The sequence below is a fragment of the Burkholderia seminalis genome (assembly GCF_001718535.1).
In the GTDB taxonomy this organism is placed as follows: Bacteria; Pseudomonadota; Gammaproteobacteria; order Burkholderiales; family Burkholderiaceae; genus Burkholderia; species Burkholderia seminalis.
In genome coordinates this window covers 1329715-1342299 of sequence record NZ_CP013400.1, presented here as the reverse complement: position 1 = coordinate 1342299, position 12585 = coordinate 1329715, and the positions used below count along the sequence as shown (strand labels likewise).

The following is a 12585-nucleotide window of genomic DNA, read 5'->3' as shown; positions in this document are numbered from 1 at the left end:
ATGGCCGCAGGGGCGAACTCATGCTTTCAACCAGCACCCCCGGCACGGCACCGGCCGCGCCACCCGCCGCCGGCCCGCGCGACGCGATTCCCGCGCTGCCGGTCAACAGCCTGCAGCCGCTCGCCGGCATGCTGCGCTGGATCGTCGTCGCGGTACTCACCATCGCGGTCGCACTGCCGCTCGGCTTCATCCTGTTCCAGAGCCTGCTGTCCGCGCCGTTCTTCGACGCGAACAAGACGCTCGGCATCGACGGCTTCCGTTTCGTCTTCAGCGATCCCGATTTCTGGTCGGCCGTGAAGAACTCGTTCATCATCGCCGGCGGGATGCTGTTCATCTCGATCCCGCTCGGCGGCATCCTCGCGTTCCTGATGGTGCGCACCGACCTGCCCGGCCGTCGCTGGCTCGAACCGCTGCTGCTCACGCCCGTGTTCGTGTCGCCGATGGTGCTCGCGTTCGGCTACGTGGTCGCGGCCGGACCGGTCGGCTTCTACTCGGTGTGGTTCAAGGAACTGTTCGGGGTACAGAACATCCCCTGGAACGTGTACTCGGTCTTCGCGATCACGGTGATCGTCGGCCTCACGCACGTGCCGCACGTGTACCTGTATTCGTCGGCCGCGTTGCGCAACCTCGGCTCGGACGTCGAGGAAGCCGCGCGCGTGGCGGGCGCCCGCCCGTTCCGCGTCGCGCTCGACGTGAGCCTGCCGATGACGATGCCCGCGCTGCTGTTCGCCGGCGTGCTCGTGTTCTTCCTCGGCTTCGAAGTGTTCGGGCTGCCGCTCGTGCTCGGCGATCCGGAAGGCCACCTGGTGCTCGCGACCTACCTGTACAAGCTGACCAACAAGCTCGGCGTGCCGTCGTATCACCTGATGGCCGCGGTCGCCGTGTGCATCGTCGCGATCACGTTCCCGCTCGTGCTGCTGCAGCGCCGCCTGCTGAAGACCGCGAACCGCTTCGTCACCGTGAAGGGCAAGGCCGGCCGGACGACAGTGCTGCCGCTCGGCGTGTGGCGCTGGGTCGCGCTCGCGATCGTCGTGCTGTGGCTGATGCTGACCGTGATCGTGCCGATCTCGGGCATCGTGCTGCGCGCATTCGTGACCAACTGGGGCGAAGGCGTCGCGCTCGCCGAAGTGCTGACGCTGTCGAACTTCATCGAGCTGTTCGAGCAGGACAACCTGGTGCGCGCGATCGTCAACACGCTCGGCATCGGCGTGATCGGCGGCGCGCTCGCGATCGGCTTCTACTCGCTCGTCGCGTTCGCCGGCCACCGCCGCCCCGACTGGGCGACCAAGCTGCTCGACTACCTCGTGCTGCTGCCGCGCGCGGTGCCGGGCCTGCTCGCCGGTCTCGCGTTCCTGTGGATCTTCCTGTTCGTGCCGGGCCTGCGCGAACTGAAGAACTCGATGTGGAGCATCTGGATCGCGTACACGGTCGTGTGGCTCGCGTACGGGATGCGCCTCATCCAGAGCGCGCTGCTGCAGGTCGGCCCGGAACTCGAGGAAGCCGGCCGCAGCGTCGGCGCGACGCGCAGCCGCGTGTCGCTCGACGTGACGCTGCCGCTCGTGCGCTTCGGCCTGCTCGCCGCGTGGCTGCTGATCTTCATGATCTTCGAGCGCGAATACTCGACGGCCGTCTACCTGCTGTCGCCCGGCACCGAAGTGATCGGCGCGCTGCTCGTGTCGCTGTGGGCGACCGGCGCCGTCGACCAGGTCGCCGCGCTTTCTGTCATCAACATCGCGATGGTCGGCGCCGGTCTCGGCGTGGCCCTGCGCTTCGGAGTGAAACTTCATGGATAAGCTCATCGTCGACGACCTGCACCTCAGCTACGGCGCCAATCCGATCCTCAAGGGCGTGTCGTTCGAACTGAAGGCCGGCGAAGTCGTGTGCCTGCTCGGCGCGTCGGGCAGCGGCAAGACCACGCTGCTGCGCGCGGTGGCCGGCCTCGAACAGCCGTCCGACGGCCGCATCCAGCTCGACGACCGCGTGTTCTTCGACGGCGCGAAACGCGTCGACCTGCCCGTCGAGCAGCGCTCGCTCGGCCTCGTGTTCCAGTCGTACGCGCTGTGGCCGCACCGCACCGTCGCCGACAACGTCGGCTACGGACTGAAGCTGCGCCGCGTCGCCCCAGCCGAACAGAAGCGCCGCGTGCAGACCGCGCTCGATCAGCTCGGCCTCGGCCATCTCGCGGAACGTTTTCCGCACCAGCTGTCGGGTGGCCAGCAGCAGCGCGTCGCGATCGCACGCGCGCTCGTCTACAACCCGCCGGTGATCCTGCTCGACGAGCCGCTGTCGAACCTCGACGCGAAGCTGCGCGAGGAAGCGCGTGCGTGGCTGCGCGAGCTGATCGTGTCGCTCGGGCTGTCGGCCCTGTGCGTGACGCACGACCAGACCGAGGCGATGGCGATGTCCGACCGCATCCTGCTGCTGCGCAACGGCCGCATCGAACAGGAAGGCACGCCGGCCGAGCTGTACGGCGCGCCGCGCTCGCTGTACACGGCCGAATTCATGGGCAGCAACAACCGGATCGATGCGCGCGTCGCCGCGATCGACGGCGAATGCGTGACGCTCGCCGGCGACGGCTGGGAACTGCGGGCGCTGGCCCGCGACACGCTCGCGCCGGGCCAGGACGCGCAGGCCGTGATCCGCCTCGAACGCGTGCAGGTCACCGACGGCCCGGGCGCGAACCGGCTGCAGGCCGACCTCGTCACGTCGATGTATCTCGGCGACCGCTGGGAATACCTGTTCCATTGCGGCGACATGCGCCTGCGCGCGTTCGGCCACGTGCCGCGCGCGGCCGGCAAGCACTGGATCGAATTCCCGACCAACGACTGCTGGGCGTTCGCGAAAGCGGGCTGACCCGGTCGCGGCGGCTCACGTGCCGCCGCGCATCCCGCCACGCATGGACTTCCCGTCCGGCGGACGCCTCCCGGTGTCCGCCGCGGGCGGATGCGCGCCTAACCGACTCACCCAACCCACAAGAACCAAGGAGACACCGTCAATGAAATCACGCGCAGAGCGTTCCCTTCGCGCCGCCGTCCTGACCGGATCGGCCGCCGTCGCCGGACTCGCGGCAGGCGCCGCGCACGCGCAGTCGTCGGTCACGATGTACGGGATCATGGATGCCGGCATCGAATACACGAACCATGCGGCGCCCGAAGGCGGCAGTTCGGTCAAGCTCAAGTCGGGCAACAAGAACACCTCGCGCTGGGGCTTGCGCGGCGTCGAGGATCTCGGCGGCGGGCTGAAGGCCGTGTTCCGACTCGAAAGCGGGATCGACCTCGCGAACGGCGCGCTCGACGACGGCCCCGACTCGATCTTCGCGCGCCGCGCGACGGTCGGCCTGAAGAGCAAATGGGGCGAACTGACGCTCGGCCGCAACTACACCGTCACCTACGACTACATGCTGCCGTTCGACCCGATGGGTTACGCGCAGAACTACTCGTGGGCCTCGGCGTCGACGGCGACGGGCGGCCGCAAGGACGGCATGTTCACGCGCTCGTCGAACGCGGTGCGCTACGACGGCGAATTCGGCGGCTTCAAGTTCGGCGCGTTGTACGGCTTCGGCAACGTGCCGGGCAGCGTGAAGACCAGCTCGAAATACGACTTCGCGGTCGGCTACGAGAAAGGCCCGTTCGCGGCGGTCGTCACGTTCGACCGGCAGAACGGCGCGGCCGACAGCGTCACGCCGGCCGATACGGTCAACTATATCCAGGGCGTCCATGCCGGCCTGAGCTACGACTTCGGCAACCTGAAGACGATGGCCGGCTACCGCAACTACAAACGCACATTCCGCACCACGGCGGCGAACCAGCTGAGCGACACGTACTGGCTCGGCGGGTCGTATCAGTTCACGCCGGCGTTCTCGCTGATCGCGGCCGTCTATCACCAGAACATCAAGGGCGGCAGCGATGCCGATCCGACGCTGGTGTCGATGCGCGCGAACTACGCGCTGTCGAAGCGCACGGTGCTGTACGCGGCCGGCGCGTTCGCGATCGCGAAACACGACCAGAAGGTTGGCGTGTCGCGCGATTTCGCGGGATACGGCACGACCCAGGTCGGCGTCACGGCGGGGATCCAGCAGCGGTTCTGACACTCGGGCCGGCGGGCGGCGGCAGTCGGTCGACCGCCGTTCAGCCAGGCCACGCGCGGCGGCATCGCGGCGAACCGCCGGCCGCCGCCGCCCAGCGTGCCCCTCGCGTCACGTCCGGCGCGCTGCGTTTCGATGCGCCGCTCACTCGCCGCGCATCGTGAACACCGGGCGCACGAGACTGTTCGTATCGCCCCAGTGTTCGCCCACGGCCGACAGCGGCACCGTGCGCGTGTCGATCGCGAGGCCGGCCGGCCCGGCCGCGTCGAACACACCGCGCACCGACGCCAGCAAGCGGGGCAGCGACACGCTGCCGATGCCGCTGCCCATCAGTTCGATCGCGGTCGCCCGCAGCACCGCGCCCGGCAGCAGCACGTCCGCGCCGCCGATCGAGCCGATCTGCACGAATCGCAGCCGGCGGCCGTCGGGCGTCGCCTTCGCGGCGGCAAGCAAGAGCGTCTGCGCGCTGGCGCCCCACAGATAGTCGAGCACGACGTCCACACCTTCGCGGAAATGCGGTTCGAGCGCGCGTGCCAGATGTGCGTCGTCCTGTTGCAGCGACACGACCGCATCCGCACCGGCGCTCGGCAACGCCTGCAGCGCGGCTGCGTTGCGGCCCGTCGCGATCACCTTCGCGGCGCCGAGATGCTTCGCGATCCGCACTGCCAGCCGCCCCGACGTACCCGTCGCACCGTTGACGAGTACCGTCTCGCCCGCGACGAGCCGCGCGCGCTCGGTCAGCGCCGCCCACGACGACATCCCGGGAATCGCGATCGCCGCCGCCGTGACGTCGTCGAGCGAATCGGGCAGCGGCACGCACCGCGTATCGGGCGCGATCGTGCGCTCGGCCATCGCGCCGAACGGGGCGGGTGCGCCGAAGAAGTAGACGCGCTGCCCGTCGTCGAGACGGCGGCCCACCCCGTCGACGCCGACGACGAACGGATAACGCCCGTCCGACGAGTAATGCGTGCCGGCCGCGCGCGCCTGCGCGAGCCGGCTCAGCGCGGACGCCGTCACGTCGATCAGGCTGTGGCCCGGCATCGCGCGCGGCGCATCGAATTCCATCTGAACGGGACGCTCGCCGGCGCCCGTCACGACTGCTGCTTTCATGGTGACTCCTTGAATCGGGGATCTCGATCGACGGTTCAGCTGCGCATCAGCGTGCGTCGAGCCACGCGCGCAGCGCGGGATCGCGCACTTCCAGCACGTCGAACAGGCCGAGCGCGCGCAGCGCCGGCAATGCGTCGATCGCGTCGGCCTCCGCGCGCGCCCGGTCGGCGGGCTCGGCGTGCGGGTCGGTCAACACGCGCGCGTTGACCAGGAACGCGCCGACGGTCCCCTTGCGGATCGTCGTTCCGCCGGTTTCGATCCGGTCGGCATGGTCGGGAAGCATCTGTTCGGCTCGCATCGCGTCGTACTCCGGTTGTCATCGATGGATGCAGTGTAGGCGTGCGAAGCCGGCCAATCTCCGGTATAACAGCCATTCGATACCGATATCCGGCCATGTCCGATCCGCTTCTGCCCGCCCGATTCGTCACGTCCGACGACGGCCCGTTCGTGGTCGCCGCCGTGCTGTCGCAACGCGACCCGCGCGTGACCGCGCCGCATTCGCATGCGCGCGGCCAGCTCGTCGGCGCGCTGAGCGGGCTGCTGACGATCGGCCTCGATGACCAGGCCTGGGTCGTGCCGGCCATTCACGCGATCTGGATTCCGCCGCATTGCCGGCATTCGTTGCGTTCGTTCGGGCCGATTTCCGGCTGGTCGGCGTTCGTCGCCGAAGCACGCTGCGCGGCACTGCCGGCCGCGCCGCGCGCGATCCGCACGACACCGCTGCTGCGTGAAGCCGTGCAGCGCGCGGCAAGCTGGGGCGATTCGGAACTGGATGCCGCGCAAACGCGCATCGCCGACGTGATCCTGGACGAAATCGCGTCGTCGGAGGTCGAGGCACTGGGACTGGTACGGCCGCGAGACGCGCGGCTGATGAAGATCACCGATGCGCTGGCCACGAATCTCGCGGACAACCGGCGGCTGGAGGAATGGGCCGCATGGGCCGGCATCAGTGCGCGAACGATGAGCCGCCGCTTCGTCGCCGAGACGGGGCTGACGTTCGCGCAGTGGCGTCAGCAGGCCAGGTTGCTGCGGGCGCTGGAGAGAATCGCCGATGACGTGCCGGTGACGACGATCGCGCTCGATCTCGGGTACGACAACGTGAGCGCGTTCATCGACATGTTCCGGCGGGCGTTGGGGACGACGCCTGGACGGTATATGGAGAACGGGGAGACATCGACAATCGACGCACGGTAACAACACGCGACCGGCTTGAAACGTCAAACGATTCGCGGAATCCGGTTCAATTCAGATGATCGTCCGGTAGGCGCGCTGCCCTTCGACAGCGGCCCGCATCTCGCGCTCGACGGGCAAGATCGTAGCGGACATCGTGGTGTGGGGCATCGCGCGCTCCAAACCGGGGTTCTGGATGGCGTGATTTTTTCGCAATAAACGAAAAGTGATATCGCCCTCTATAAACGGTCTGTCCGTTTCGTTCAATACGTGCCGTCGCCCTTCTCCGCGGCCTTGCCCCCCTTCCCCTTGAACTGCGCCGCCAGCCGCTCCGCGCTCCTCGCGAGCAGCGTCGTATCGACCCCGACCGCGACGAACAGCGCGCCCGCGTCCAGATAGCGTCGCGCGGCCGCCTCATCCGCGCTCAGAATGCCCGGCGCCTTGCCGGCCGCCTGGATCATCCGGATCGCGCCGTCGATCGCGGCCTGCACGACCGGGTGGCCCGGATTGCCGAGATGCCCGAGATCGGCGGCCAGGTCAGCCGGCCCGATGAACACGCCGTCGACGCCTTCGACCCGCGCGATCGCATCGATCGCATCGAGCCCCGCGCGTGTCTCGACCTGCACGAGCACGGCCATCTCGTCGTTCGCGCGATGCAGGTAGTCGCCCACACGATTCCACCGCGACGCGCGTGCCAGCGCACTGCCGACGCCGCGCATCCCGTGCGGCGGGTAACGCGTCGCGGCCACGGCCGCGCGCGCTTCGTCGGCGCTCTGCACCATCGGGACCAGCAGCGTCTGCGCCCCGAGATCGAGCACCTGCTTGACGATCACCGGATCGTTCCACGGCACGCGCACGACCGGATGCGACGGATACGGCGCGATCGCCTGCAACTGCGCGAGGATCGTCGGCACCGTGTTCGGCGCATGCTCGCCGTCGATCAGCAACCAGTCGAATCCCGCGCCCGCGACGACCTCGGCGCTGTACGGATTCGCGAGCCCGAGCCACAGCCCGATCTGCGCTTCGCCGCGCGCGAGCGCGGCCTTGAAGACATTCGACGGAATCTGCATCGTTCGCTACCTCACTCGAAATGGCACTGGATCGTCCCGAGCGGGCCGTAGTCGACGCTGAACGTATCGCCCGGCCGCGCCGCACACGGCCGCGTGAACGACCCGCCGAGCACGATCTGCCCGGGTTCCAGCGCGACGCCGAAACGCGACAGCCGGTTCGCGAGCCACGCGACGCCGTTCGCCGGATGGTTCAGCACGCCGGCCGCGACGCCCGTTTCCTCGACCACGCCGTTGCGCGACATGATCGCCGCGACCCAGCGCAGGTCGACGTCCTGCGGCCGCACCGGCCGGCCGCCGATCACGACGCCCGCGTTCGCGGCGTTGTCGGCGATCGTGTCGAACACCTTGCGCGGCCGTTTCGTATCGGGGTCGATGGACTGGCTGCGCGCGTCGATGATCTCGAGCGCGGGCACGACGTAATCGACCGCGTCGTACACGTCGAAGATCGTGCAGTTCGGGCCCGAGAGCCGCTTGCCGAGCACGAACGCGAGTTCGACCTCGACGCGCGGCACGATGAAGCGGCCGGTCGGGATCGTGCCGCCGTCGTCGAAGAACATGTCGTCGAGCAGCGCGCCGTAGTCGGGCTCGTCGATCTGCGACGTGTTCTGCATCGCCTTCGACGTGAGGCCGATCTTGTGCCCCTTCAGCGTGCGGCCTTCCGCGAGCTTGAGGGTCACCCACGCGCGCTGGATCGCATACGCGTCGTCGATCGTGATGTCGGGATGGTCGAGCGAGATCTGGCGGATCTGCGTGCGCTCGCGCTCGGCGTCGTGCAGACGCCGCGCGAGCTGGTCGATGAGGGCGGGTTCGAGCATGGTCGGATCGGGAATGGGGTTCAGCCGGCCCGCTTGTAGCGGGCGTGGATGTTGTTGTGCTTGTACGAGCCGCTTTCGCTGAACTCGGTCAGTTCCATCGACAGCGCGAGGTAGCGTTTCGCGTACAGCTCGGCGAAATGCGCCTTGATCGCATCGAACAGCGCATCGCACGCGGCCTTCTTCTGCGCGTCGGTACGCCCCGAGCCGATCTTCAGCGTCACGTGGACGAAGGCGTCGTCCTCCGTGCCGTCGGCGACGCAGTAGTCCTGCAGTTCGAGCGCGCGCGAGCGGATGCCGCCGGTCGGGAACACGCCGCCCTGCGCGATCAGCGTCGCGTTGATCGTGCGCAGCAGCGCGGGAATGCGCGCGTCGTCGCGGATGTTCGCGGTGTATTCGACGACGATGTGTGGCATGGCAAATCTCCGTTCGGATTCGATTGCTTGGCAGGCGGCAGCGCTCAGGCGAGCGGAAAGATCGCGTTGATCTGCCCGGTGCCCGAACTCGCGAAATAGTCGGTGACGATCTCGACGGGCTTGTCGTAACGATCCCAGCCGAGCAGCCCGAGCAGCATCGCCGTGTCGTGCATCCCGCCTTCGCCGTGGCAATGGAGGTTGTACTCGGGCAGCATCGCGCAGAAGGTCTTGAAGTCGCCCTGCTTCCACAGCTCGACCACGCGCAGGTCGACCTGGCGGAAGAATTCGCGGCTGATCTGGTGGATCGATTCCTCGGGGCTGCCGTTGTCGTTGAAGCGGTGCGACAACGAGCCGCTCGCGAGGAACGCGACGTTCGAATCGCTCTTCTCGATCGCCTCGAGCAGCGCCTCGCCGAAGCGGCGGCTTTCGTCGAGCTGATGCCACATGCACCAGCCGGCGATCGACACGACCTTGAAATGCTGGTCGCCGTTCATGTAGCGCATCGGCACGAGCGTGCCGTATTCGAGTTCCAGGCTGTCGATCTCGTGCGCGCGCGTCGCGATGCCGCGCCCGGTGGCCGTCTCGGCGATCAGCCGGCCGAGCGCCGGGTTGCCCGGATACGCGTACGTCATGTCGCGGATGAAATGCGGCAGCTCGTTGCTCGTGTACGTGCCCGAGAACCGCGCGTTGCAGTTCACGTGATAACCGGCATTGACGAGCCAGTGCACGTCCGACACGACGATCGTGTCGACGCCGAGCGCGCGGCAGCGCTCGCCGATCAGCTGGTGGCCGCGGATCGCCGCCTCGCGGCAACCGTGATGCCTGCCGGGCAGTTCCGACAGATACATCGACGGCACGTGCGTGATCTTCGCGGCGAGGGACAGTTTGCCCATCGTTCAGTCTCCGTTTGGTTCGTTATCGCGGCGAAACGACCGTCACACGCCCCAGCGCGGGATGTGGTGCGAACCCATCGAGATGCACACGTTCTTGATCTCCGCGAACACCTCGAAACTGTACTCGCCGCCCTCGCGCCCGGTGCCCGACTCCTTCACGCCGCCGAACGGCTGGCGCAGGTCGCGCACGTTCTGACTGTTCACGAACACCATCCCGGCCTCGATCCCGCGTGCGAGACGATGCACCTTGCCGACGTCCTGCGTCCAGATATACGACGCAAGGCCATACGCGGTGTCGTTCGCGAGCCGCAGCCCTTCGTCTTCGTCCTCGAACGGAATGATGCAGGCGACCGGCCCGAAGATCTCTTCCTGCGCGATACGCATCCGGTTGTCGACGTCGGCGAACACGGTCGGGCGCACGAAGTTGCCGTTGCGCAGATGCGCGGGCAGCCCGGCCGGCTTGTCCGCGCCGCCCGCGACCACGCGCGCGCCTTCCTGCTCGCCGATGCGAATGTAGCCCGTCACCTTCTCCCAGTGCTGGCGCGTGATCATCGCGCCGAGATTCGTGCCCGGATCGGCCGGGTCGCCGACCACCAGGTTGTTCGCGCGGCGCGCGAATTCCTGCACGAAGCGGTCGTAGATCGTGCGCTGCACGAAGATCCGCGAACCGGCGGTGCACCGTTCGCCGTTGATCGAGAAGATCGTGAACAGCGACGCGTCGAGCGCGCGGTCGAAATCGGCGTCGTCGAAGATCAGCACCGGCGACTTGCCGCCGAGCTCCATCGAATACTTCTTGAGGCCCGCGCGCTCCATGATCCGCTTGCCCGTCACGGTGCCGCCGGTGAACGACACCGCGCGCACGTCGGGATGGCGCACGAGCGCGTCGCCGGCCGTCGCGCCGTAGCCCTGCACGACGTTCAGCACGCCGGGCGGAATGCCGGCTTCGAGCGCGAGCCGGCCGAGCTGGTCGGCCGTCAGCGGCGACAGTTCCGACATCTTCAGCACGGCCGTATTGCCGAGCGCGAGGCACGGCGCCGTCTTCCACGTGGCCGTCATGAACGGCACGTTCCATGGCGACACCAGCGCGCACACGCCCACCGGCTGGTACAGCGTGTAGTTCAGCATCTGGTCGTCGACCGGATACGTGCGGCCGTTCATCTGCACGCACACTTCCGCGAAGAAATTGAAGTTCTCCGAGGCGCGCGGAATCAGCTGCTTGCTCGTCTGCGCGATCGGCAGGCCGGTGTCCTGCGTCTCCAGCGCCGCGAGCATCGGCACGTTCTTCTCGATCAGCTCGCCGAGCTTGCGCATCAGCTTCGCGCGCGCCTTCGCGGGCGTGTTCGCCCATTTCGGGAACGCCGCCTTCGCCGCGCGCACGGCCGCGTCGACCTCGGCCTCGCCGCCCGACGCGACGTCGGTGATGACGTCGCCCGTCGCGGGGTTCAGCGTCGTGAAGGTCTCGCGGCTCTCGACTTCGCGGCCGTCGATCCAGTGCTTGATGGTCATGTGCTCTCCTTGGGCGACGGGCTCAGCCGGCGCGATAGTAGTCTGCTTCGCCGACGATCGTGTTCACGAGCCGGCCAATCCCTTCGATCTCGGTCACGACCTCGTCGCCCGGCTGCGTGTCCGCCAGCCCCTCGGGCGTGCCGGTCAGGATCAGGTCGCCCGGCGCGAGCGTCATGAAGCCGCTGATGTGCTCGATCAGCGCCGGCACGTCGAAGATCATGTCGCGCGTGCTGCCGCGCTGCGTCTCGTGGCCGTTCACGGTCGTGCGCAGCATCAGGTCGCCCGCGTCGCCGATCTCGTCGCGGCTGACGAACCACGGCCCGAGCGGCGTGCAGGTATCGCGGTTCTTCACGCGCAGGTTCGGGCGATAGTAGTTCTCGAGATAGTCGCGGATCGCGTAGTCGTTCGCGACCGTGTAGCCGGCCACGTAGTCGACGGCCTGCGCACGGCTCACGTTGCGCGCGGGCCGGCCGATCACGACGGCCAGTTCGCACTCGTAGTGCATGTGCGTCGCATCCGCCGGGCGCACGGTGCGCGACCGGTGGCCGATGAACGTGTTCGGTCCCTTCAGGAAGATCAGGGGCTCGCTCGGCGCCTTGAACGCGAGTTCCTTCGCGTGGTCGGCGTAGTTGAGGCCGAGCGCGAACGTCGTGCGCGGCGCGACGGGCGGCAGCCACGCCACCGCCTCCTCGGCGACCACGCGCCCCGTATCGAGGCGGATCGTGCCGTCGCCGGCCGGTTCGGCCGCATGCAGTGCGCCGTTGTAGATCACGCGCGCCGTCTTCATCGTGCTTCCTCCGCAATCAGCGTATGCCGCAGCGTGCCGATCCCGGCGGCCGAAATCTCGATCGTGCTGCCCGCGCGGGCGCGCGGTGCGCCGCCCGCGACGCCGAGCAACAGCACGTCGCCCGCGTCGAACGACATGAACGCGGTCACATCGGCGATCAGTTCGCGCACCGGGCGGATCAGCGTGGCGGTCGACGCGGACACGGCCAGTTCGCCGTCGATCCGCACCGTCAGGCCGATCGCGTCGACGTCGCCGAGCGCGGCGGCCGGCACGATGGCCGGGCCCAGCGGGCAGAAGCCGTCACGGCACTTGAAGCGCACGGCCGGGCGGTAGTAATCGGGGTGCGGCACCGACACGTCGCTCGCGAGCGTGAAGCCGTGCACGTAGTCGAGCGCCTGCGCGGCCGGCACGCGCGTCGCGCGCCGGGCGAACACGACGGCCACCGACGCGCCGATTTCCAGCGCGTCGACGCCGGCCGGCACGACGACGGCGGCGCCGTCGCCCGCATGCGTGTTGGCGGGTTTGATGTACAGGATCGGCGCCTGCGGCGGGCGGCCGTAAGGCGGCGCGTTCACGGCGTCGCCGAGCGCGTCGAGCGCGACGCGCTCGTTGAGCAGTGCGCCATAGACGGTACCGATGGCGACCGGCAACGGCGGCGCCGCGGCGGTCGTGCAAGACAGCTCCATGCGTCATTCCCCTGCCGCGCGTCGCGGCGCATCGTCAATAGTTAATATCTT

At 68.4% G+C, this 12585-nt stretch carries 13 protein-coding genes; 4 read left to right on the top strand and 9 right to left on the bottom strand.

Annotated features, from left to right (window positions below; all coding sequences use genetic code 11):
* The first annotated feature begins 20 nt into the window (after positions 1–20).
* The 3 genes from WJ12_RS26710 to WJ12_RS26700 all read left to right on the top strand — a co-directional run bounded on the left by WJ12_RS26710 (position 21) and on the right by WJ12_RS26700 (position 4087).
* Complete coding sequence (locus tag WJ12_RS26710; protein ID WP_034191530.1) at positions 21–1793, top strand: ABC transporter permease; 1773 nt, start codon at positions 21–23, stop codon at positions 1791–1793.
* On the top strand, positions 1786–2853 hold the full coding sequence (locus WJ12_RS26705) for an ABC transporter ATP-binding protein (protein ID WP_034191531.1): 1068 nt from the start codon (positions 1786–1788) through the stop codon (positions 2851–2853). Before WJ12_RS26710 ends, WJ12_RS26705 begins: the two co-directional genes overlap by 8 nt.
* 142 nt (positions 2854–2995) lie before the next feature.
* Positions 2996–4087, top strand: coding sequence for a porin (locus WJ12_RS26700; protein ID WP_059556457.1), 1092 nt, complete (start codon positions 2996–2998; stop codon positions 4085–4087).
* A gap of 141 nt (positions 4088–4228) precedes the next feature.
* Here WJ12_RS26700 and WJ12_RS26695 read toward each other — a convergent pair whose 3' ends face one another.
* Both WJ12_RS26695 and WJ12_RS26690 read right to left on the bottom strand, forming a co-directional pair.
* On the bottom strand, positions 4229–5194 hold the full coding sequence (locus tag WJ12_RS26695; protein WP_034191533.1) for a quinone oxidoreductase family protein: 966 nt from the start codon (positions 5192–5194) through the stop codon (positions 4229–4231).
* Between the two features lie 46 nt (positions 5195–5240).
* Positions 5241–5492 (bottom strand): hypothetical protein, encoded by a 252-nt coding sequence (locus WJ12_RS26690; protein WP_034191534.1) that lies wholly within the window; start codon positions 5490–5492, stop codon positions 5241–5243.
* Positions 5493–5587: 95 nt separating this feature from the next.
* Between WJ12_RS26690 and WJ12_RS26685 the strand changes: the two genes are divergently transcribed.
* Positions 5588–6388 (top strand): AraC family transcriptional regulator, encoded by an 801-nt coding sequence (locus WJ12_RS26685; protein WP_059556456.1) that lies wholly within the window; start codon positions 5588–5590, stop codon positions 6386–6388.
* Positions 6389–6627: 239 nt separating this feature from the next.
* On the opposite strand, the gene hpaI is transcribed toward WJ12_RS26685, so the two are convergent.
* The 7 genes from hpaI to WJ12_RS26650 are packed head-to-tail and all read right to left on the bottom strand — an operon-like array spanning position 6628 to position 12534.
* A complete protein-coding gene (hpaI, locus tag WJ12_RS26680; RefSeq protein ID WP_059556455.1) occupies positions 6628–7434 on the bottom strand; it encodes a 4-hydroxy-2-oxoheptanedioate aldolase in 807 nt (268 codons plus the stop codon).
* 11 nt (positions 7435–7445) lie between these two features.
* Positions 7446–8249, bottom strand: coding sequence for a 2-oxo-hept-4-ene-1,7-dioate hydratase (hpaH, locus tag WJ12_RS26675; RefSeq protein WP_049036266.1), 804 nt, complete (start codon positions 8247–8249; stop codon positions 7446–7448).
* Positions 8250–8269: 20 nt separating this feature from the next.
* Complete coding sequence (locus tag WJ12_RS26670; RefSeq protein ID WP_034191538.1) at positions 8270–8662, bottom strand: 5-carboxymethyl-2-hydroxymuconate Delta-isomerase; 393 nt, start codon at positions 8660–8662, stop codon at positions 8270–8272.
* Positions 8663–8706: 44 nt separating this feature from the next.
* Entirely contained in the window at positions 8707–9555 is an 849-nt protein-coding gene (hpaD, locus tag WJ12_RS26665; RefSeq protein ID WP_059556454.1) for a 3,4-dihydroxyphenylacetate 2,3-dioxygenase, read from the bottom strand.
* A 42-nt stretch (positions 9556–9597) separates the two neighbouring features.
* A complete protein-coding gene (gene hpaE, locus WJ12_RS26660) occupies positions 9598–11061 on the bottom strand; it encodes a 5-carboxymethyl-2-hydroxymuconate semialdehyde dehydrogenase (protein ID WP_034191540.1) in 1464 nt (487 codons plus the stop codon).
* Positions 11062–11083: 22 nt separating this feature from the next.
* Positions 11084–11848, bottom strand: a complete 765-nt coding sequence (locus tag WJ12_RS26655) for a fumarylacetoacetate hydrolase family protein (RefSeq protein WP_034191541.1) — start codon at positions 11846–11848, stop codon at positions 11084–11086.
* Positions 11845–12534: a fumarylacetoacetate hydrolase family protein gene (locus WJ12_RS26650; protein WP_034191542.1), complete on the bottom strand. Its 690-nt coding sequence runs from the start codon at positions 12532–12534 to the stop codon at positions 11845–11847. The genes WJ12_RS26655 and WJ12_RS26650 overlap by 4 nt, the downstream gene beginning before the upstream one ends.
* Between the last annotated feature and the right edge of the window lie 51 nt (positions 12535–12585).